Source organism: Nocardia sp. NPDC051030 (assembly GCF_040683015.1).
In the GTDB taxonomy this organism is placed as follows: Bacteria; Actinomycetota; Actinomycetes; order Mycobacteriales; family Mycobacteriaceae; genus Nocardia.
Map to the genome: position 1 here is coordinate 372,416 of NZ_JBFBCD010000002.1, position 21,483 is coordinate 393,898.

Below are 21,483 nucleotides of genomic sequence, written 5' to 3' on the forward strand. Positions count from 1 at the left end.
GTGCTCGATAACCCCGCTGCGACGATGCAGTATCCGGTGACCAAGCGGGCGTTCGGGCTCGCGATCCTCGTCTTGAGCGGGCTCCAACTGATGGTGGTGCTCGACGGCACCGTCATGATTCTGGCGCTGCCCCGAGTCCAGGAGCAGCTGAATCTGTCCAGCGCGGGCAGCGCGTGGACCGTCACCGCCTATGGCCTCCCGTTCGCGGGGCTCATGCTGCTCGGCGGTCGGCTCGGCGACTCCTTCGGCCGCAAGCGCATGCTGATCGCCGGTGTCGCGCTATTCACGCTGGCGTCCGCGCTGTGCGGTACCGCGCAGAACGAGGCCTGGCTGATCGCGGCTCGCGCGCTGCAAGGCACGGGTGCGGCCATTGCTGCCCCGACGGCATTCGCCTTGGTGGCCACCACCTTCGCGCCCGGCCCGGTCCGCAATCAGGCCATCGCCATTCTCGGTTCCATGGTCGGTGTCGGCTCGGTCGGCGGTCTGGTGGTCGGCGGTGCGCTGACCCAGGTCGACTGGCGCTGGATCTTCTGGATCAATGTCCCGATCGGCATTCTCATCGTGGTCGGCGCCATCTACGAGCTACGCGACACCGTGCACCACCGCATCTCGCTGGATATCCGCGGTGCCGTGCTGGGCACGCTGGCGTGTGTGGCCATTGTGTTCGGCGCCACCGAGGGACCCGAAATGGGTTGGGACAGCCCGTTCATCATCAGTGCGCTGGTGGGTGGGTTCGTCCTGCTGATCGTCTTCGTCTTCGCGGAACGTCATGTCGCGAACCCGCTGCTGCCGTGGTCATTGTTCGACAGCCGCGATCGGGTGATCTCCTTCATCGCCATCTTCCTGACCTCCGGCGTGCTGGGTGCGACGACGTTCTTCGTGGCGCTCTTCATTCAGAATGTGCTCGGTTACAGCCCGCTGATGGCCGGTTTGGCGAGCATTCCTTTCACGCTCGGCGCGGGCGTCGGCACCGCCATCGCCTCCAAGGCCGTGCAGTTCGTTCAGCCGCGTTGGCTGTTGTTCGGTGCCGCGGCCGTGCTGTCGGCCAGTCTCTACTTCGGTTCCACCATCGACGGTTCCGTCGAATACTTCCCCACCCTGCTCATCCTGCTGCTGGTGGTGGGTTGCTCGGTCGGCTTCGGCATCGTGATCCTGCCTCTGTGCGTGCTGGTCGGCGTCGACATGTCCCACATCGGCCCGCTCTCCGCGGTCGGCCAGATGTTCATGAACATGGGCACCCCCTTCGCCGTCGGCCTCCTCAGCCCGGTCGCCCTCTCGCGCACCCTGTCGCTGGGTGGCACCACGGGCAAGGTCACCGATATGAATGCCCTGGAGATCGCCGCCCTGGGCAGCGGCTACACCCTCGTCCTACTGCTCTGCGCTATCGGCACAGCGGTCATGGGTGTCCTCGCCCTGACCCTGCGCTACACCCCGGCCCAGGTATCCCAGGCCCAGCACGCCCAGGACGAAGCCCAGAAGTCCGCCCTCTAACCCGCGCTCGTCACCGCGATCGCCGATTCGGTGAGGCTGCCGAGGTACAGCACGCCCTCTTGTTCGGCGACCGAGGTGACCATCGCGTAATCGGTTCCCTCGCGCTGCAAGTCGTGCACAAGCGTGCCGTCGAAGTCGAAGGCCATGGCCCACACGGTCCGCTCCGGCTTCGGTTGCAGCTGTTCGGGGATCGCCCAGGAGATCCTGCGCAGGATGCCGGGCAGCGGAAGCAGGGTGTCCAGCAGTCGGTTTCGCGGTGCAGGTATCGACACCCAGGCCAGGCCGTCGCTGCCGAGATACATATTGTCGGGCAAACCGGGGAGGTTCTCCACGAGCCGGTCGTAGGTTCCCGCCTTCGGGCCGGACAGCCAATAGCGGGTGATCCGGTATGCGCCGGTCTCGGCGACCAGCACGCAGGAGCGGTCCGGCGCGAGCACCACGCCATTGGCGAAATCCAGTCCGTCGACCAGGATTTCGACCCGGCCTTCGGTATCGCGGCGGAGCAGGCGGCCGGTGCCGGAATGTTCGAGCAGGTCCGCCATCCACTGTTGCACAGGCCAGCGTCGTGATGACGCGGAGAAGTAGATGGTCCCGTCGTCGGCGGCGATCACATTGCTGGGGAAGGTCAATGGCTCGCCTTCCACCTCCGACACCAGCACCTCGATCGTGCCGCCCGGCTTGTCCAGCCGCAGTAGCCCTTGCCCGGCATTGCAGATGAGCAGCGAGCCATCGCCGCAGACGTGCAGCCCGAGCGGCCGCCCCTCGGTGTGACCGATCTGTTCCACCGCACCCGTCCCCGGATCGACCGCCAGAATCGACCCGTCAAGAGTCCCGGTGAGCACCCGCCCGTCGGCCCCGATCACCACATCCTCCGGCCCGACACCCGGCAACTTCAGCAGCCGCAGCGGTGGCATCGGTGGGACGCTGTGCTTTTGGCGGGCGCGGGGTGTGGCCTGGGGTGGCGTCCAACGGCGTGGCTGCATGGCTCACTGTAACCGGGGCATAACGGGCGCAGTGGTGAAAAGCACTGCCGCCGAGGGCTGTTGCGCGGTCGCCCGATTCGGCAGACTGCGTAAATGGGGAATCTCGACGCAGACCTGCTGGACCGCTGGACAAAGCTGGCCGGACCGCTGGTGAGCGCGGTGGGGGAGGACCTGGTGCACCGCTATCGGGAACCGCACCGCCGATACCACACCGTGGAACACCTGGCCGCCATGCTCGCCGTCATCGACGACTTGGCCGCCGACGCAACCGATGCCGACGCGGTCCGCTACGCCGCCTTCTTCCATGACGCCGTCTACGCCGTGGACCGGTCCGATAATGAGGAAGCCAGCGCCCAGCTCGCGGAGCGCATGCTGCCTGCGTTGGGCGTCAACCCGGAGCTGGTGACCGAGGTGGCGCGTCTGGTCCGACTCACGGCAGGCCACCATCCCGATCCGGGCGACAACAATGGCGCGGTCCTCTGCGACGCGGACCTGGCGATTCTGGCCGCCGACGAATCCGGTTACGCCGCATATACTTCCGCGGTCCGTGCGGAGTATGCCCATGTTCCGGACGAGTTGTTCCGGCCGGGCCGCGCCGCGGTCCTCCAGGGCCTCGCACAGCAGGAGCACCTGTTCCGTACCCCTACCGCGCAAGCCCGCTACGAGTCCGCAGCCCGAGCCAACCTGGCAACCGAGCTCGCGGAGCTCACTGCGGAATAGCGTCTACGTAGACCCCGTACTGTCTGTTTGGGCAGCCAGTACGGGGTGTACGTGTGTCACGGCTACCCCGGCCACCAGGTGGCGAGGGTTGGACCGTGTCCCACACCGACGCTTGGAGTGCAGGAACTACATGCGCCACGTTAGAGGCCGTGCTCGAAATCGTGTTCGGAATACCTCGATCGGTCCGGAATCGCCCAATTCCCGGGGTGGCACAGCACGATTCACGCCCACGCCCGCCGCCTGGACCAGCACCCGGTCAGAGCAGCTTCCACGCCCCCGTCAGCGCGCCGCGCAGGATCTGTTCCATTTCTTCGAAGTGGGTGCGGTCGCAGATGAGGGGTGGGGAGAACTGGATGACGGGTTCGGCGCGGTCGTCGGCTCGGCAGTAGAGGCCGTTGTCGAAGAGTTCCTTGGAGAGGTAGTTGCGCAGGACTCGGGTGGATTCCTCGGCGGTGAAGCGTTCGCGGGTCGCCTTGTCCTTGACCAGTTCCACGGCCCAGAAGTAGCCCGCGCCACGGACTTCGCCGACGATGGGGAGGTCGGTCAGCTTCTCCAGCGTCGTGCGGAAGACGTCTTCGTTGGTGCGGACGTGCTCGTAGAGGCCCTCGTTCTCGATAATGTCGAGGTTGGCCAGGGCGACCGCGCACGAAACCGGGTGTCCGCCATAGGTGGAGCCGTGCATGAACGGAGTGTCATTGCGCTGGAACGGTTCCATGAGCCGGTCGCTGATCAGCACCGCGCCGAGCGGGGAGTAGCCGGAGGTCAGTCCCTTGGCGGTGGTGATCATGTCCGGCTGATAGCCGAAACGCTCTGCGCCGAAGGCGTATCCGAGCCGCCCGAACGCACAGATCACCTCATCGGACACCAGCAGCACATCGTGCCGGTCGCAGATCTCGCGCACGCGCTGGAAATACCCGGGCGGCGGCACGAAACACCCACCGGTGTTCTGCACAGGCTCGAGGAATACGGCGGCCACGGTCTCGGGCCCTTCGAAGACAATGGCCTCCTCGATCCGGTCAGCGGCCCAAAGCCCGTACGCCTCATAGTCATCCGCGTGCTCGGTGGCCCGATAGAAGTTGGTGTTCGGCACCCGTTGTGTGCTCGGCACCAGCGGTTCGAACATCGACTTCGCACCCGGAATCCCGGTGATCGACAAGGCCCCCATGGAAGTCCCGTGATACGCCATATTCCGGCTGATCACCTTGTGCTTGGTGGGCTGCCCGGCCAGCTTGAAGTACTGCCGCGCGAGTTTCCATGCCGCTTCCACGGATTCGCCGCCGCTGACGGTGAAGAACACCCGATTCAGGTCCCCGGGAGCCGAATTCGCCAGTCGCTCGGCCAGTTCGACGGCCGGCGGATGCGAGTACCCCCACAGCGGGAAGTACGACAGTTCCCGCATCTGCCGCGCCGCCGCCTCGGCCAGTTCCTCGCGCCCGTGCCCGACCTGCACGGCGAACAGGCCCGCGAGCCCGTCCAGGTAGCGCTTGCCCCGGGCATCGAAGAGATATGCGCCCTCCCCTCGAACGATGAGCGGCGCTTCTGCTTCGTCAACCCCGTTGTGTGTCGCGAAATGCATCCACAGGTGATCCCGCACGACGCGCGAGGCGTCGTCCGGAGTCACGGATCGGGGCTGGGCGGTGGCAGTCATCAGGGACTCCTCGAAGTGGTGTGTACCTTCGGTTATCCCATGCGAGAGCCAGCACAGCAACCGATTTCGTTGTTACAAGTTGATCATCAACGGATTTCGTTGAATGCCACTGTGTTGTTGATTAGCGAGTGCCCCACTTGTACGTCTGCTTCCGCAGCTTCAGATAAACCATGATCTCCGCATGCCGCACCCCGGCCAGCGCCCGAATATGGTTCGACACCAGATCCAACAAGGCCTCGTCATCAGGACACACGGCCTCGCACAGAATGTCGTACCGCCCCGCGCACACCACCACGTAGTTGATCTCATCGATGGTGGCCAGCGAATCCGCCACCGGCTGCACGGGCCCATCCACGGTGATCGCGATCATCGCCTGCCGGAACAACCCGACCTGCAGCGGATCGGTCACCGCCACAATCTGGATGACCCCCGCGTCGGCCAGCTTCTGCACCCGCTGCCGCACCGCCGCCTCCGACAGCCCGACCGCTTTCCCGATGGACGCGTACGCCCGCCGCCCGTCCTCCTGCAACTGGGCGATGATCTTCTTGGAGATGTCGTCGAGCACCGGAGTTCCCCGGTTTGCGTTCAGATCGCTCACGCCCGCAATCCTCGCAGGTTCATGCGCGCCGCGCCGCCGACGAGCCGGGCGTGCGCCCGCACAATGCCACCGACGTGCGGATCAGATGCGCCTGATCCGAGAACCCGGTCTGCGCGGCAACTTCGGCAGCGGCCGTGAACGGCAGCCGCAACCCCGCCTCCCGCAGCCGATGCCACCGCCGCAGCATGGTGAGCGACCCACCGAAAGCCGGTGCGGCCAACTGCCGTAACCGCCGCGGCGAGATCCCAGCCACGTCGGCCAGCGCCTCTATAGGGACGTCCTCGTCGAGCACGTCCAGCACCCGCCGCAGCCGCGGATCCAGCCTCACCGGCCCACCCAGCACCCGTCGCACCGTCCCGCGCACTCTCGCCGGATCGAGATCCCCGTCGGTAGCAGCGAGCAACCGTCGCACCTGAGTGCGCTCGAGCGCGTGAATTCGCGGCTCCCGCGGAACCACAAGACCGTGCGGGTCGATCCACAGCACGGTGATCCCACCCGCGTTCCGATCCGCGATCCGCAGCCGAGGCGGAACCAGCACTCCCGCACCGCTGGTCACCCGTCCCCGCTCATCGACCGCCGTCACCGGCCCGTCCCACGACAGCAACACCTGCCATGCAGGGCTTTGATGCCGCATCCCAGCAGGGCTGGAAGTCTCGGCATAACAGGTGAATTCGTCACCCACAGCGGCGAACACGGTATTGCCGTTTCGTTCAATACAGAACGACCTCGGCCGATCGATCATCAATCCATGCTCGCACCGGAACGCCTGGAGGTCCACAGATGAGACTCCCCGATACCGCCTACACCGACCGCCCCTGGCGCATCCATGAGATCGCGCCCGACTTCGAAGTCGAGGATGTGTGGGCCATGCCGACCCCCGGCGGCCCGGACGGTCTGGCGCGCTTCGTGACTCAATTCACCGCCGGTGACGACGTGGCCAACCCGATCGTCCGTTCCCTGCTGACCCTGCGTTTCAAGCTCGGCGCGCTACTCGGCCTGGACAAGCCGGATTCCGCCGTCGGCGCGCGCGTCCCCTCGCTGCGAGATCGCCTACCCGAGGATCTGCGGTCCGCCCGCGGTCCGGACTTCGCGTCGGTCCCCTTCAAGGCCGTGTACCTGACCGACACCGAATACGTCGCCGAGATGGCCAATCGAACGGTGCACGCGCTCATGCACGTCGGCTGGGTCCAGGACGGAAACGGCGGCTACTACGGCCAGATGACCTCCCTGGTGAAGCCGAACGGCCTGTTCGGAAAGTTCTATATGACTGCCATCCAACCTCTTCGGCGCGCGGTGGTCATGCCCGCGCTGCTCCGGTCGATCGGTAAGGACTGGCGTCTGGCCGACGCCTGAGCGGACGAACGGCCCGGCTCCAGCGGAAGCCGGGCCGTCATCGTCTAACTGTCGAAGCCCAGGCCCGTGTAGTCCATGGCCTTCAACCACAGATTCCGTCGCCCCTGATGCGCATCGGCCCGAGCCAGCGACCAGCGCGTCAGCTGAATCCCAGCCGACCGCAAAGGCTCCGGCGGCAGCGGCAGCGGCCGCGAACGAACCAGCCGCAACCTGGTGCGCTCGGTATCCAGCCCATACAGCTGATCCAACATCACCTCCGCCCCGAAGCGGGTCGCGCCGACGCCGAGCCCGGTATACCCGGCGGCATAAACCAACCGCCCCTTGTACGCCGACCCGAAGAACGCGCAGAACCGACCACAAGTGTCGATGATCCCGCCCCATCGATGCGTGAACCGCAATCCGTCCAGCTGCGGAAACGTCTGGAAGAAATGCTGGGCCAGAGTCTCGAACGTGGCCTCGTTGTACTCCAGATCCGGCGCAATCCTGTTCCCGAAGTGATAGATCGCGTCATACCCACCGAACAGAATGCGATTATCGCTGGTGAGCCGGTAATAGTGGAACCGATACGAGGCATCCCCGAGCCCCATGCGATTCTTCCACCCGATGGAGTCCAACTGCTCCGCCGTCAGCGGTTCGGTCATGAGCGCATAGTCGTACACCGGCACGACATGCCGCGAGACCTTCGCCAGCGGCCCATTGAACGCACTGGTGCACAACGCGACTCGCGGCGCACGCACCTCACCGTGGGGTGTATGCAGTGTCAGCGCACCATTACCCGACTTCGAAATGCGTTGCACGGGTGTGCCTTCATAGATCCGCACCCCCAATTCCAAACAGGCGCGCCGCAATCCCCAGGCCAGCCGCGCCGGATCCAGCATGGCGACGCCGTCGCGGTCCCACCAGCCGCCGAGGTAGGTGGGCGAGTGCACGTGATTCTGCACCTCGGAGGCGTCGAAAAGGTCGCTGCGATAGCCGAGTGAGACGGCCGAATCATGGCTCTCCTGTAGCCATTCGACTTCGTGCGGCGCGATGGCGACCTCCATTTCGCCGGTCCGCTCGAAATCGCAATTGATGCCATAGCGGTTCACGGCGTCCTCGATGGCGTCGAGATTGGCGCGGCCGAGCCGTTCCAGATCGTCGATCTCATCGGGGAATCGGTCCACGCCATTGGCGAGGCCGTGGGTGAGGCTGGCGGCGCAGAAGCCGCCATTGCGGCCGGATGCGGCGTGCCCGCACATGGCCGATTCGATCAGTACTACGTCGGTGCCAGGATTTCTCTCCTTGGCCAGCAACGCCGTCCACAGTCCGCTGTAGCCGCCGCCGATGACCGCGAGATCGGCATCGGTGGCAGTGGTGAGCGGTTCGAGCGGGGTGGGGCGGTCCGGCCGGTCGGTCCAGTACGGCGTCGGCGCTGCCTCCGACAAGGCCGACGCCCACAGTTTGCTTCCCTTGGCCTGCATGGCCGATCAACTCCTTCTCTCTTGCTGTGCGGTCCAGCCGCCCAGCCCCATTGGGGGAATATGTGGTCCTTGGGTGTGCGAAAGCCGCCGGTGGATCACCCGAAAAAGGTGACCCGAACCCGGCGGCTCAGAGGTGAATCAGCTGGTGGCGGCGCGATCGTCCGAGCGGCGGCGCATGCGCAGCTGACCGGCGATGACGAAGACCAGCGAAATCAGGAAGGTGGCACTGGCGACCGCATTCACCTGCGGCGGAATGCCACGCAGATTGATGCCCCAGACATACATGGGGAAGGTCTGATCCGTGCCGGCCGTGAAATTGGTGACGACGAAATCGTCGAACGAGAGCGAGAACGCGAGTAGCGCGGCGGCCATGATGCCCGGCCACACCAAGGGCAGCACTACGGACCGGAACGCCTGCACGGGCGTCGCATACAGGTCCATGGCCGCCTCCTGCAGCCTAGGGTCGAGTCCCGCCAGTCGTGCTTTCACGGTGACAACCACGAACGACAGGCAGAACATGACGTGTGCGATGAGAATAGCCCAGAAACCCAAGGGGATACCGAAACCCAGGAACAGCGTCAGCAGCGAGGAACCCATCACGATCTCGGGCGTCGCCATCGGCAGGAAGATGAGCGCCTGCACCGCGGAGCGCCCCGTGAAGCGATAACGAGCCAGCGCGAACGCCACTCCCGTGCCCAGCGCGGTCGCGATGATCGCCGCGAGGGCCCCGATGATCAGGCTCATGACCAGCGAATCCCGCAGTCCCGCAGGGTCGAACATATTCGTCCAGTTGTGCCACGTGAAGTGGAAGTCATGCACGTCCAGCACATAGGTCGTATTGCGGCTACCGGGCTGATTGAACGACAGCAGCAGCACCACCGCGATCGGAGCCAGCAGATAGGCCAAGATCACAATTCCGAGAATCAACACGCCGTTGGCGCGCAACCACCGGCTCATCTCACACCACCTCATCCGTATCGGTCTTGCGCAGGTACAGCAGCACCAGCACGAGAATCGCCACCATCAACACCACGGACAGCGCCGAACCGACCGGCAGATCCTTGACCACCAGCAGCCGTGACTGAATCACATTGCCGATCATGGTCGTATTCGTATTGCCCAGCAGTTGCGCGTTCACATAGTCACCGGTCGCGGGCACGAAGGTCAGCAGCGTCCCCGCCACAATGCCCGGCATGGTCAACGGCAAGGTCACCCGCGCGAAGGTCCGCATCGGCCCGTGCGCGAGATCCGCCGAAGCCTCCAGCAACCGCGGATCGAGCTTGTCCAGACTGGTGTACAACGGCAGCACCATGAACGGCAGGAAGTTGTAAACCAGCCCCGCGATCACCGCGAATGGCGTAGCCAGCAGCCGCCCGTCCGGCCCGAGCAAATGAATCGCTTTGAGCACACTCACAAGTGGCCCCGTATCGGCGAGAATCGCCTTCCACGCGAACGTCCGCACCAGAAAACTGGTGAAGAACGGCGCGATGACCGCGATCAGCATGAGGTTCTTCCACCGCCCGCTCTTGAGCGCGATGGCATAGGCCAGCGGATAGCCGAGCAGCACACACAGCACGGTGCAGATCAGCGAATAGCCGAGCGAACGCAAGATCTGCGGCTGATACAGATTCCAGGCATAGCTGAAGTTGTCCAGCGAGAACGTCTGCGAATACCCGGTTTCGATGGACCCCGTACGGTCGTACATGCTGGCCGCGAGCAGCTGCACGGTGGGTATCGCGAAGAACACCAGCAGGAACACCATGCCCGGTGCCAGCAGCAAATACGGTGTGACGCCGCGCTTTCCACGCGGTGTGGTGACCGGTGCGGTATTGATCCCGGTGTGAATGACTGCCGCCATCACGGCCGCCCGAGTAGGAAGGCATGCTCCGGATTCCAGTGCAGTGCCACCTGCGCCCCGGGCCGGATCGTTTCGCCGGAACCAGCATTAGGCACATGCGCGCACATTTCCTGACCCCAGCCGGCCTGCACGAGATACTGCGTGGACACACCCAGGAAAATCGTGTCGGTGACAGTGCCGGTGATGTGAGCCCGGCCCTCCGGAACCTGATCGGGATCGCTTGCGAGACCAAGCTTCTCCGGCCGCACCCCAAGCAGCGCCTCGCCGCTGCTGACCCGAGCCCGCTCAGCAGGCACGGACAGCCGATGCCCCTGCGCGTCCACAGTCACCGACTCCCCACTGCCGGTCACCGTCGCCTCGATCAGATTCGACTGCCCAAGAAAATTGGCCACGAACGCCGAAGCCGGAAAATCATAAATATCCTGCGGCGCACCGAATTGCTCCAGCCGCCCGCCGTTCATCACCGCCACCGAATCGGCCATGCTCATGGCCTCTTCCTGATCGTGCGTAATGTGCACGAAGGTAATGCCCACCTCGGTCTGCAACCGTTTGAGTTCGACCTGCATCTGTCTTCGCAGCTTCAAATCCAGTGCGCCGAGCGGTTCGTCGAGCAGCAGCACCTCGGGATGATTGACCAGCGCGCGAGCCAGCGCAACCCGCTGCTGCTGCCCACCGGACAGCTGCGCGGGCTTACGCGCCCCGAACCCCTCCAGCTGCACGAGCTTCAACATCTGCTCGGCCTGCGTCCGCGCGGCGGCCTTCCCAATACCCTTGCGCCGCAACCCGTATCCCACATTGTCCTCGACACTCAAATGCGGAAACAACGCATAACTCTGAAACACAGTATTGATCGGCCGCCGATACGGCCGCAGATGCGTGATGTCCTTCTCACCCAGCATGATTCGCCCGCTGGTAGGTTCCTCCAACCCCGCGATCATCCGCAGCGTGGTGGTCTTCCCGCACCCGGATGCCCCGAGCACCGCGAAGAACGACCCGTCCGGAATGGTCAGGGTGAGATCCTCGACCGCGGTGAACTCGCCGAAGGATTTGGTGACGCCTTCGATGCGCAGATCCTGATCGCTCATTATCACGCCCCCGTCAGGGCTTGGAACTTCGCTTCGTAATCCTTCTCCTTGGCCTCGGTCAGCGACATGAAGACCTGCATGGTCTTCTGCGCCTCGGCGGTCGGGAAGATGAGCGGGTTCTGCGCGAGTTCGGGATTGAACTTGGCCATCTCCTCCTGCGCACCGGCGACCGGGCACACGTAGTTGACGAAGGCCGAGAGCCGCGCCGCGATGGCCGGGTCGTAGTAGTAGTCCAGCAGCGCCATGGCATTGCCGGCGTGCGCGGAGGTCACCGGGATCATGGCATTGTCCGAGTACAGCACCGGGCCCTCGCTCGGCATCACGAACTTGATCTTCGGATCCTGCGCGGTGAGCTGAATGACGTCTCCGGACCAGGCCATACAGGCCGCGATATCGCCCTTGGCCAGATCCTGCACATAGTCATTGCCGGTGAACTTGCGCACATGCCCGGACTGCACGGCCTTCTGAAGCTTGGCCAGCGCATTGTCGAAATCGTCGTCGGAGAACTGCGCGGCGCTCTTGCCGATGGCGTGCAGCATGAGCCCCATGGTGTCGGGCATTTCGGTGAGGCAGGTGACCTTGCCCTTGAGGTCGGGCCGGGTGAGAAGCTCGTCGAGGGTGCGGATTTCGCCGGTTACATTGGTATTCACGCCGATGCCCACGAGGCCGGACTGCCACGGCACCAGATGATTATTGGCCGGGTCGATGGACTGCCCGCGCAGCATGGGGTGCAGGTTCTTCACGAAATTCGGCATCTTGGCCGGATCCAGCTGCTGCGTATAGCCCTGGCGGACGATGCGCACCGCGGTGGAATCGGAGAAGACGGTGATATCGCGTTCGATGTTCTTGCAGGAGGCCAGCTGTGCGCCGATCTTGCCCCAAAATTCATTATTGTCATTGATATCCGCGACGTAGTCGACCTTGATGCCGGTCTTGGCGGTGAATTCCGCCATGGTGGGGTGCATTTCGGCATTGCCGGGGGCTTCGTCGAGGTAGCCGGGCCAGTTGCTGAAGTTCAGCTTCTTCTCGCTCGACGAGGTGTCGGCGGGGATGTCGCAGGCCAGGTCGCCATTCTTGGACGAGCCCTTGGTGCCGCAGGCGGCGAGCGCGCCGCCGACGGCGAGTAAGCCACCGGCGCGGAAGAGGCCGCGGCGGGTGGGCCGGGCGGATATCACGTTGTTCATGGGGTCGCACCTTCACCAGGACGGAGAACGAAGAGCGCAGCGTTGCCGCGGCGTCCAAGTGATATTCCCACAAACCTGTTACGAAACAAGCGATTCCATTGAAAATTCCGCGTTACGCAACGAATTCAGTTGTCGCGATGAGGATCTGCTACGTACATGCGTTTGAGGGCGGACGCCGATGGGTATCGGTATCCGCCCTCAAAGGGCCGTTGGCGAGCGCGCTAATCGGCCGTGAAGATCACGTCATGCCACGGCTTGTGCGCGGCCGCGGTGATATCCGACATGACATGCTTGACATTGGTGTACTCGTCGAATGCGTAGGTGGACATGTCCTTTCCGAATCCCGACGCCTTGTAACCGCCGTGCGGCATTTCGCTGATGATCGGAATATGATCATTGATCCACACGCAACCGGCCTTGATTTCCCGGCTCGCTCGTTGCGTGCGATACACATTGCGAGACCAAGCGGAAGCCGCCAGCCCATAGACCGTGTCATTGGCCAAAGCGATGGCCTCGTCATCGGTATCGAACGGCAGCACCACCAGCACCGGGCCGAAGACCTCCTGCTGGACGATCTCGGAATCCTGCGCCGCACCGGTGATGAGCGTCGGCTCGTAGTACGCCCCGCCCGCATCGGTGTGCTCGGGAATGCGCCCGCCGCGAACAACTTTCGCCCCGGCTTCCCGAGCCCGATCGACCATGCCGATGACCTTGTCCCGATGCGGCAGCGAAATCAGCGGTCCCATATCGGTTTCCGAATTCTCCACCGGCCCCAGCGTCACCTGATCCATGAGATCGGCGACCCGCCCGACGAATTCGTCGAACAGCGGCCGCTGCACATAAGCCCGGGTGGCGGCCGTGCAATCCTGTCCGGCATTGATCAGCGCCCCGGCCACCGCGCCACGCGCCGCGGCTTCCAGGTCGGCATCATCGAAGACGACAAACGGAGCCTTACCGCCAAGCTCCAAATGCACCCGCTTCGCCGCACCCGCCGCAGTAGCCGCAACCTGACGGCCGACAACGGTCGACCCGGTGAACGACACCATCGCCACATCCGGATGCGCGACCAGTGCCTGCCCCGCAAGAGGACCCGTGCCGGTCAGCACATTGATCACTCCGGCCGGGACGCCCGCCTCGGCAGCGGCCTCCGCGAACAGCAGCGATGTCAACGGCGTCAACTCGGAAGGCTTGAGCACGATCGTGTTCCCCGCCGCCACAGCGGGCAATATCTTCCACGCCGCCATCTGCAACGGATAATTCCACGGCGAGATCGACCCGATCACACCCAGCGCCTCACGCCGAATCGACGACGTGTGATCCCCGGAGTACTCAGCCGAAGCCTTCCCCTCCAGATTCCGCGCGGCCCCGGCGAAGAACGCCGTGTTATCGATCGTCCCCGGCACATCGAATTCCCGCGCCAGCCGAATCGGCTTGCCCGCGTTCCGGCTTTCGACCGCAGCCAGCTCGTCGGCCCGCTCCCGCAGAACCTGCGCCCACCGATGCATGATGTCGGACCGCTCACCGGGAGTCGACCCGGCCCAGCCCGGAAACGCCTCTCGGGCCGCCGCCACAGCGGCCTCCACATCGGCAGGCCCCGCCCCGAGCCCCGAAGCGATCACCTCACCGCTAGCCGGTGCGGTGATCGACAACAGTTCACCCGACCCGGCCCGCCGTGCACCGCCGATGAATTGCAGTTCTTGCTGACTCACTGCGCTCCTATGTTTGCGTCGAGTTCACCACGGCTTCACCACACGCGCTAGCCGAGGTGACTATCGGCCACAGTCAGGGCCTGGTCGAGAATCGCCAAACCCTCCTTGGCCTCACCCTCGGTAATCGTGCACGGCGGAACAACATGCAGCCGATTGAAGTTCACGAACAGCAGCAGCCCCGCGGCCTTGGCAGCAGCGACAGTCTCGATCATGGCCGCACTGGTGCCGCCGTACGGCGCGAGCGGTTCCCGAGTCTCCCGATTACTCACCAGCTCGAGCGCCCAGAACACCCCAAGCCCCCGAACCTCACCAATACTCGGATGCCGCTCCGCCAATTCGCGCAAGGCAGGCCCGAGCACCCGCTCACCCATATCGGCGGCATTATCGACAATGCCCTCTTCCTCCATGGCATTGATCGTCGCAACGGCCGCAGCAGTCGCGAGCGGATGCCCGGAGTAGGTCAACCCGCCCGGATAAGCCCGATCATCAAAGGTAGCCGCGATCTCAGGACTGATCGCCACCCCACCCAGCGGCACATACCCCGAGTTCACCCCCTTGGCGAAGGTGATCAGATCCGGCACCACATCGAAATGCTGTATCGCGAACCACTTTCCGGTCCGCCCGAACCCCGCCATCACCTCATCGGCAATGAAGATGATCCCGTACTTGTCACACAGCTCACGCACACCCTCGAGGTACCCCGCCGGAGGAACCATGATCCCAGCCGTCCCCGGCACCGACTCCAAAATGATGGCCGCAATAGTGCCAGGCCCCTCGAAGGCGATGGTCTGCTCGAGATGCTGCAAGGCCCGCTGGCATTCCTCGGCCTCATTACTCGAATGGAACTGCGACCGATACAGGAACGGCCCGAAGAAGTGCACGATCCCGGCATTCCCGTGATCGTTCGGCCACCGCCGTGGGTCACCGGTGAGGTTGACCGCCGTCTCGGTGCCGCCGTGATACGACCGGTACCGCGACAGCACCTTGTACTTCCCGGTGTGCAACCGAGCCATCCGCACCGCATGCTCGACGGCATCCGCCCCGCCATTGGTGAAGAAGATCCGGTTCAACTCGCCGGGCGTACGCTCCGAGATCAGCCGCGCCGCTTCACTTCTCGCGGCATTGGCATGCGGCGGCGCGATGGTGCACAGAATCCCCGCCTGCTCCTGAATGGCCGCGACGACCTTCGGATGCTGATGCCCGATATTGGTGTTCACCATCTGCGACGAGAAGTCGAGCAGCCGATTCCCGTCGCCGTCCCACACATAGGAGCCCTGCGCGGCGGTGATCGTCATAGGCTTCAGCGAGGCCTGCGCCGACCAGGAATGAAAGACGTGCTTACGATCCAGTTCATAAGCGCGGGCTGCCTGTTCGCGGGCCGCTTCTGGGGTAAGGCCGTTCGGTAGCGTCATCACAGGCTCCGTTCAGTGGTTCTGCGGGAACCCGAGATTCAGGCCGCCGTGACTCGGATCGAGCCAGCGCGTGGTGACGGCCTTGGTCCGGGTGAAGAAGTGCACGCCGTCGATGCCGTGCGCATGCGAATCGCCGAAGAGTGAGTTCTTCCAGCCACCGAAACTGTAGTAGGCCATGGGCACCGGAATGGGGACGTTGATGCCCACCATGCCGACCTCGACCTCATTGTGGAACCGCCGCGCCGCGCCGCCGTCATTGGTGAACAGGGCGGTGCCATTGCCGTACTGGTTGGAGTTGATGAGCGCGAGCGCCTCGTCATAGGTGTCGACGCGGACCATCGACAACACCGGCCCGAAGATCTCATCGGTGTAGACGCTCATCTCGGTGCCGACATGATCGAGAATCGTAGGCCCAAGCCAGAATCCATCGGCCTCTCCGTCGGCGTCGACCGTGCGGCCGTCGAGCACGACCGTCGCGCCATCGGCCTCACCCGCGTCAATGTAGGACGCGACCTTGTCCCGATGCGCCTTGGTAACAAGCGGCCCCATATCCGTGCCCCGAGTGCCATCCCCGGTGCGAATGGTCTTGGCCCGCTCACTGATCCGAGCCACCAGATCATCCGCGATCGGCCCGACCGCAACCAGCGCACTGATCGCCATACACCGTTCACCCGCCGACCCGAATCCGGCATTCACGGCAGCATCGGCGGCCAGATCCAAATCCGCATCCGGCAGCACCACCATGTGGTTCTTCGCGCCGCCGAGCGCCTGTACCCGCTTGCCATGCGCGGTCCCGCGCTCATACACGTACCTGGCGATCGGCGTCGACCCCACGAACGAGACCGACTTGATGGCCGGGTTCTCGAGAAGTTCATCTACCGCGACCTTGTCGCCCTGCACCACATTGAAGACGCCGTCCGGAAGCCCGGCTTCCCGCCACAGCGCCGCGATCCACAGCGCCGCCGACGGATCCTTCTCACTCGGCTTGAGCACCACGGTATTTCCGGCCGCGATGGCGACCGGGAAGAACCACATCGGCACCATGGCCGGGAAATTGAACGGCGAAATCACCGCCACCGGCCCGAGCGGCTGACGCACCGAGAAGATATCCACCTTGGTGGAAGCATTCTCGGTATAGCCGCCCTTGAGCAGATGCGGTATCCCACAAGCGAATTCGACGATCTCCAGCCCGCGGCTCACCTCGCCCAGCGCGTCGGAGAGCACCTTCCCGTGCTCGGAGGTGACAATCGCGGCCAGTTCTTCCTTGCGCTCATTCAACAGCTCACGGAACCGGAACAGCACTTGCGTCCGCTTGGCGAGCGAGGCGTCCCGCCAGGCAGGAAAGGCCGCCACGGCCGCATCGACGACCGTCCGCACGTCGGCGACATTCGCGAGCGCGACCTGTCCGGTCACCACGCCCGTCGCCGGATTGGTCACGGGTGCGGTGGCCTTGGAGTCGCCGGCGAAGGGCTTGCCGTCGAGCCAGTGTGCGATGGTCTGCATATCTCCTCGATTCGATGGATGTGACGGGTGCCGCGAGAGGAAAGTCCGCCCCCGTGCGCCGGCACGACGGGGACGGACCTCTGAGGAGGGCGCGGTCGGAGCCTGCCCCGTCGGGGAGGGGTTGCGGGGGCGGGACTGCGGTGGCCCGCTCCCCACTCTGCGCCATGGCAGCCGATTTACACCCCGACGATCTGTACGCGATTCCGGATTTCGTATTACGATTCGTCGGTGCTCCTCTCCGTCGCCGATGTCCTCGCGATGCCGGTGGTGCGCGCCGGTCAGCCCGAGGTGATCGGCGGTGGCCCGCTGGACCGCCCGGTCCGCTGGGTCCACGTCAGCGAACTCCCCGACGTAGCGAAACTGCTGGTCGGTCGCGAACTGATTCTTACCACCGGCCAGGCCCTGTCCACCGGCGATTGCGCCACCGTCGAGTACCTGGAATCCCTGTCCGCCGCCGGAGTTTCGGGCCTGGTCGTGGAACTGGGCACCTACGTGCACGAACTACCACCGATAGTGGGGGAGACCGCCGACCGTCTCCAGCTGCCGGTGATCGCGCTAGGCCGAGTGGTCCGTTTCGTAGAGGTCACCGAGGCAGTACACCGCGTCATCGTGGCCGACCAATACGCCGAACTCGAATTCGCCCGCACCGTCCACGAAACCTTCACCGCCCTGAGCGTCCGTCGCGCTTCCCTCGCCGAAATCGTCAAAACCGCCGCAGGCATGCTCGACGCCTCAGTCGTCCTCGAAGACCTCACCCACCGAGTCCTGGCCCTGACAGCCCGCCACGCCGCCACCTCAACCCTGCTGGACCACTGGGAGACCTACTCCCGCCTACTCCCAGACCACGACGCGAATGTCGTCCCCGTGGGCCCCCACACCCAACGCTGGGGCCGCCTCATCCTGCGCTCGAACCGTGTCCCCACCACCCGAGCCCGCATGGTCCTGGAACGCGCAGCCCAAACCCTCACCCTGCACCGAATGATCGAACGAGACCGCTTCGGCCTGCACCGCCAGGCTCAAACCGGCCTCATAGACGACATGATCACCGGCCGCCTGACCGACGAACGCGACGCCCTGGCCCTGGCCGCCACCCTCGGCCTGGCCCGCCGCTCCCGCTACCTCCCCCTGGCCATAGACGTCTCCGCCGCAACGGAATCCGACCCCGTAGCCCACCAACGCCGCACCGCCGCTCTCCTGGACGCGGCAATGCATGGAGTAGGCCTGACCAAGGCAACAGCCCTCTCCGCCCCCGACCACGGCAACCGAGTAATCCTCATCCTCGCCCTCCCGAAAACCGGCAACCTGGACGAGTCCCTAACCACGGTCTGCACGGCCATCCTCAGCGAAATCCGCCGCGTAGCAGGCATAGACAAGGCCGTCATAGGAGTAAGCGCAGAATCCGACTCCCTCCTGGACGCCGCCCGAGAACTAGCCCAAGCCGCCCACGTAGCCGAAGTAGCCCTCTCCCTGACCACTTCAACCCCCCGCCCCTTCTACCGCAGCGGCGACGTCCGCCTCCGAGGCCTCCTGTCCTTGATCCGCGACGAACCAGGCGTCCAACGCTTCGCCGAAACCGAACTCTCCGCCCTACTCCGCCACGACATCCACCACGCCACAGACCTGACCCGCACCCTCCGCCACTTCCTGGACCTGGCAGGCAACAAAACCGAACTAGCCAAACGCCTCAACATAAGCCGCCCCACCCTCTACGACCGCCTAGCCAGAATCTCCCGAATCCTCGACGTAGACCTGGACACCGGCGAAACCAGAACCTCCCTACACACCGCCCTCCTAATCCGAGACCTCACCGTCCCGGGCGAGCTCTAGCCCCCGCAGAGCGTCTTTCACCTACCATCGACGATCAATTCCGCCGTGGCCAACACGGTTGCGCCCAGCAGTGCCACAACGATCGCCATGGCGGTCGTGAGGCGAGCGACTCGTCCGGCATCGGGTGCCGCGATACGAACCGCCACCAGGCCACCCACGGCTCCCAGGGCAGCGAGCACCAGTGCACCGCCGAAGATGAGATAGAAGAGACTCGCGAATGCCGCGTTAACGGCATTGGAGATGCCATAGCCATAACCAATGAGCGGAAGCGGGAACCTATACACGCTCGCGACCACGGCCGCAGCCAATGGCGCCGCGAGATTAGCGGTGAGCACGCCACGAAGCACGGCCTTCCCCACCAGTGACCTCGGCACATACCACGACCAATCGATCGCCATCGCACCATCCTCGGTTCCTCACCCCGGAACCATCGTTCGACTCGCCGTTGGTGCCTTTTAGAGAACAAGACAAGAGATTAAAGACAAAAGATAAGGGCGCCTGGACAAGAAAGAGATAAGAACAAAGACCAAAGAACAAAGACCAACCCCAACGAGCAGCCCCGAAATGCCCGGCATGGCCCCACCGTCCGCCCGACACGCCCAGCGCGCGGGGCGGAACTCATCGAGGGGGGACATGAGGCTGGTGTAAACGGACAAAACCCCGGCTCATGTCCCCCTTCGATGAACAGGCCGGGTCGACACGCTGCGACACGCCGATGCCCGCCCCCTGTGTCCCTGGCTGAGGTATCTCGAGTCTTGTTCTCGAGTTCTTTCCTCTCTTTCTCGTCCAGGCGCCCTTGTCTTTTGTCTTGTATCTCTTGTCTTTTGGGGTTTGGTCCCGGAACGGGACCACAACCTTCCAGCCAGGCTGGGACGAGAGGTGACGGCTCCTGGCTGGGGAGCCAACGTCGGGTACGGCAGGCGGCGCCACCACGCTATATCCGTACTGCCGTGCGCTTGGGACACGAGCGGCCGAGACGCTGGTTTTGACCGGTGCAGTTAATGACAGCGATGGCCGAAGGCCGAGCCGACACACGAACCACGAACGCCCGTGCCGCCGACAGGGTGTGTCGGCGTCACGGGCGGTGACGTTGGGAGGGTGTTCAGATATTGGCGCAGGCCAGCGCGGCGGTGCGGTGCGCGGTAGTGCGGCGGTGGAACCACGCCGCACGCGCATCGCGTTCCTCACGCACCCGGATTCGAGCTTTCGCCAGGGCGAGCAGCTCTTTGGAGTGGTGGCGGTGATTCACGCGCGGTGTACCGGTCGGATCGATATGCGCCGGTGCGATCCAGGCGGTGCGGCCCGGGAACGGTGAATCCTTGCCCAGCTTCACTGTTTTCCAGCCGTCCGGGCCGTCGTTGACCAATGCGTGGCAGTGATCGCACGCGAGCGTCAAGTTTTCGATGTCGGTGTTTCCGCCGTCGGCCCACTCCGAAACGTGATGCACGGCAGTGAGGGTGGCGGGGGCGTTGCAGCCGGGCCGGGTGCAGCCCCGCTCGGCAGCGATCAACGCGAGCCGCTGCGCGGGGTTGGCCAGACGCTGCCCACGCCCGAGGTGCAGCGGCATGCCCGCATGATCGAACAGGGCCAGGAACGGCAGCGCCTTCTCCGCGAGCTTCAGCGCGGCCGGAATCGACACCGTGCCACCGGAAGCGGTGGTGACGACCCCGGCGGCGGACTCCACCTCGGCCAAGGACATGGTGATCACCGTCGAGACCGGCAGTCCGCGGTGGGAGCCGAGTTCGGTGGGTCCCATTTCCGGGCGCAGCAATGCCTGCAACGCATCGTGATTGCGTTGTGCGGCGCTGCGGTGATCGCGCTTGGCGGCCTGTTCGACCTGCTCGCGCGGCACCGAATCATCGGCCACCCACGGGCTCTGCGGATCCTCCGGATTGCACATGCCCGGGCGTGCCAGCTTCGCGAACACGGGGTCGAGCAGCGCGCGCAGGGTCGGGGTGAGTTCACCCTTGATCGGGGACATCCCATCGGCACGCTGGCGCCCGATCACCACCCCGCGCAGGCGAGCACGGTCGGAGTCGTCGGTGAGCTTGCCGTCCGGGTCCAGGTGATCGAGGATCCGCGCACCGACCTTCACCAAGTCATCCGGAGACGCCGAACGCGCCAACTCGACCAGGATCTGCTCGGCGGCTTCGCGGTCCTCACGCGGGATCAGGTGCGGGATCCGGTCGGTGATCTTCGCGATCACCCGCGCATGATCAGCGGAAATCTCCCCGGCGGCTTGCGCGTTCGCGGTATGCGCCAACATCGGCGCCAACGCCCGCCCCGCCACGTCATGCCAGGTGCCCAAATGCTTGGCGGCGTTCACCCGCGCGATCGCATCCGCGTGCGACAGGCGCAGGGTCTCTTCCAGGAACCGCACCGGTGAGCCCGCGCCCACGCGCTGCGGCAGCGACCGCTCACACGCCTCCACGAGCAGTCGGTGTCCGAGCGCGGCCAGTTGGCGTGTGCTGGTTTCGATCTCGTGCAGCAGGGCGGTGAGATCGGCTTCCGGCAGGGCGGTGAGGGAGGTGTCGAGCAGGGCATTCACCGCGGTGGCCAGCGTACCGGCCCCCGATGCGGTGAATGTTTCCCTGTTCGAACTCATGTGCTAATTCTACCGCGAATGATCAAGCAAGAGAAGCGAATACAGCA

Annotated in this window: 18 protein-coding genes; 4 read left to right on the forward strand and 14 right to left on the reverse strand. The window is 64.7% G+C overall.

Annotated features, from left to right (window positions below):
- The first annotated feature begins 24 nt into the window (after nt 1-24).
- Complete coding sequence (locus AB0N05_RS06225; protein WP_364689536.1) at nt 25-1,491, forward strand: MFS transporter; 1,467 nt, start codon at nt 25-27, stop codon at nt 1,489-1,491.
- Here AB0N05_RS06225 and AB0N05_RS06230 read toward each other — a convergent pair.
- On the reverse strand, nt 1,488-2,405 hold the full coding sequence (locus AB0N05_RS06230) for an SMP-30/gluconolactonase/LRE family protein (RefSeq protein ID WP_364688178.1): 918 nt from the start codon (nt 2,403-2,405) through the stop codon (nt 1,488-1,490). The two genes, AB0N05_RS06225 and AB0N05_RS06230, sit on opposite strands and share 4 nt — an antisense overlap.
- Before the next feature lie 162 nt (nt 2,406-2,567).
- Here AB0N05_RS06230 and AB0N05_RS06235 point away from each other — a divergent pair, with 162 nt between their 5' ends.
- Nucleotides 2,568-3,194 carry a metal-dependent phosphohydrolase gene (locus AB0N05_RS06235; RefSeq protein ID WP_364688180.1) on the forward strand — a complete coding sequence of 209 codons (627 nt, stop codon included), beginning with the start codon at nt 2,568-2,570 and terminating at the stop codon, nt 3,192-3,194.
- A 256-nt stretch (nt 3,195-3,450) separates the two neighbouring features.
- On the opposite strand, the gene AB0N05_RS06240 is transcribed toward AB0N05_RS06235, so the two are convergent.
- The 3 genes from AB0N05_RS06240 to AB0N05_RS06250 form a co-directional block, all read right to left on the reverse strand.
- A complete protein-coding gene (locus AB0N05_RS06240; RefSeq protein ID WP_364688182.1) occupies nt 3,451-4,842 on the reverse strand; it encodes an aspartate aminotransferase family protein in 1,392 nt (463 codons plus the stop codon).
- 121 nt (nt 4,843-4,963) lie between these two features.
- A complete protein-coding gene (locus AB0N05_RS06245) occupies nt 4,964-5,440 on the reverse strand; it encodes an Lrp/AsnC family transcriptional regulator (protein ID WP_364688184.1) in 477 nt (158 codons plus the stop codon).
- Nucleotides 5,441-5,459: 19 nt separating this feature from the next.
- A complete protein-coding gene (locus AB0N05_RS06250; RefSeq protein ID WP_364688186.1) occupies nt 5,460-6,122 on the reverse strand; it encodes an AraC family transcriptional regulator in 663 nt (220 codons plus the stop codon).
- Nucleotides 6,123-6,220: 98 nt separating this feature from the next.
- On the opposite strand from AB0N05_RS06250, the gene AB0N05_RS06255 reads away from it, so the two are divergent.
- Complete coding sequence (locus AB0N05_RS06255) at nt 6,221-6,793, forward strand: DUF2867 domain-containing protein (RefSeq protein ID WP_364688188.1); 573 nt, start codon at nt 6,221-6,223, stop codon at nt 6,791-6,793.
- Between the two features lie 44 nt (nt 6,794-6,837).
- On the opposite strand, the gene AB0N05_RS06260 is transcribed toward AB0N05_RS06255, so the two are convergent.
- The 8 genes from AB0N05_RS06260 to AB0N05_RS06295 all read right to left on the reverse strand — a co-directional run bounded on the left by AB0N05_RS06260 (nt 6,838) and on the right by AB0N05_RS06295 (nt 17,004).
- Entirely contained in the window at nt 6,838-8,253 is a 1,416-nt protein-coding gene (locus AB0N05_RS06260; RefSeq protein ID WP_364688190.1) for an FAD-dependent oxidoreductase, read from the reverse strand.
- 138 nt (nt 8,254-8,391) lie between these two features.
- Complete coding sequence (locus AB0N05_RS06265; RefSeq protein ID WP_364688192.1) at nt 8,392-9,210, reverse strand: ABC transporter permease; 819 nt, start codon at nt 9,208-9,210, stop codon at nt 8,392-8,394.
- A 1-nt stretch (nt 9,211) separates the two neighbouring features.
- Nucleotides 9,212-10,111: an ABC transporter permease gene (locus AB0N05_RS06270; RefSeq protein WP_364688195.1), complete on the reverse strand. Its 900-nt coding sequence runs from the start codon at nt 10,109-10,111 to the stop codon at nt 9,212-9,214.
- Nucleotides 10,111-11,196 carry an ABC transporter ATP-binding protein gene (locus AB0N05_RS06275; RefSeq protein WP_364688197.1) on the reverse strand — a complete coding sequence of 362 codons (1,086 nt, stop codon included), beginning with the start codon at nt 11,194-11,196 and terminating at the stop codon, nt 10,111-10,113. Before AB0N05_RS06275 ends, AB0N05_RS06270 begins: the two co-directional genes overlap by 1 nt.
- A 2-nt stretch (nt 11,197-11,198) precedes the next feature.
- Nucleotides 11,199-12,380, reverse strand: coding sequence for a spermidine/putrescine ABC transporter substrate-binding protein (locus tag AB0N05_RS06280; RefSeq protein WP_364688199.1), 1,182 nt, complete (start codon nt 12,378-12,380; stop codon nt 11,199-11,201).
- Nucleotides 12,381-12,601: 221 nt separating this feature from the next.
- Nucleotides 12,602-14,089: a gamma-aminobutyraldehyde dehydrogenase gene (locus tag AB0N05_RS06285; RefSeq protein ID WP_364688201.1), complete on the reverse strand. Its 1,488-nt coding sequence runs from the start codon at nt 14,087-14,089 to the stop codon at nt 12,602-12,604.
- Nucleotides 14,090-14,136: 47 nt separating this feature from the next.
- On the reverse strand, nt 14,137-15,501 hold the full coding sequence (locus AB0N05_RS06290; protein ID WP_364688203.1) for an aspartate aminotransferase family protein: 1,365 nt from the start codon (nt 15,499-15,501) through the stop codon (nt 14,137-14,139).
- Nucleotides 15,502-15,513: 12 nt separating this feature from the next.
- Complete coding sequence (locus AB0N05_RS06295; protein WP_364688205.1) at nt 15,514-17,004, reverse strand: CoA-acylating methylmalonate-semialdehyde dehydrogenase; 1,491 nt, start codon at nt 17,002-17,004, stop codon at nt 15,514-15,516.
- A 228-nt stretch (nt 17,005-17,232) separates the two neighbouring features.
- On the opposite strand from AB0N05_RS06295, the gene AB0N05_RS06300 reads away from it, so the two are divergent.
- Nucleotides 17,233-18,831, forward strand: a complete 1,599-nt coding sequence (locus AB0N05_RS06300) for a PucR family transcriptional regulator (protein WP_364688207.1) — start codon at nt 17,233-17,235, stop codon at nt 18,829-18,831.
- A 17-nt stretch (nt 18,832-18,848) separates the two neighbouring features.
- Here the strand turns inward: AB0N05_RS06300 and AB0N05_RS06305 are convergent, their stop codons facing one another.
- Together AB0N05_RS06305 and AB0N05_RS06310 are read right to left on the reverse strand one after the other, a co-directional pair.
- Nucleotides 18,849-19,229 (reverse strand): hypothetical protein, encoded by a 381-nt coding sequence (locus AB0N05_RS06305; RefSeq protein ID WP_364688209.1) that lies wholly within the window; start codon nt 19,227-19,229, stop codon nt 18,849-18,851.
- Nucleotides 19,230-19,933: 704 nt separating this feature from the next.
- Nucleotides 19,934-21,436 carry a DUF222 domain-containing protein gene (locus tag AB0N05_RS06310; protein ID WP_364688211.1) on the reverse strand — a complete coding sequence of 501 codons (1,503 nt, stop codon included), beginning with the start codon at nt 21,434-21,436 and terminating at the stop codon, nt 19,934-19,936.
- Nucleotides 21,437-21,483: the final 47 nt, after the last annotated feature.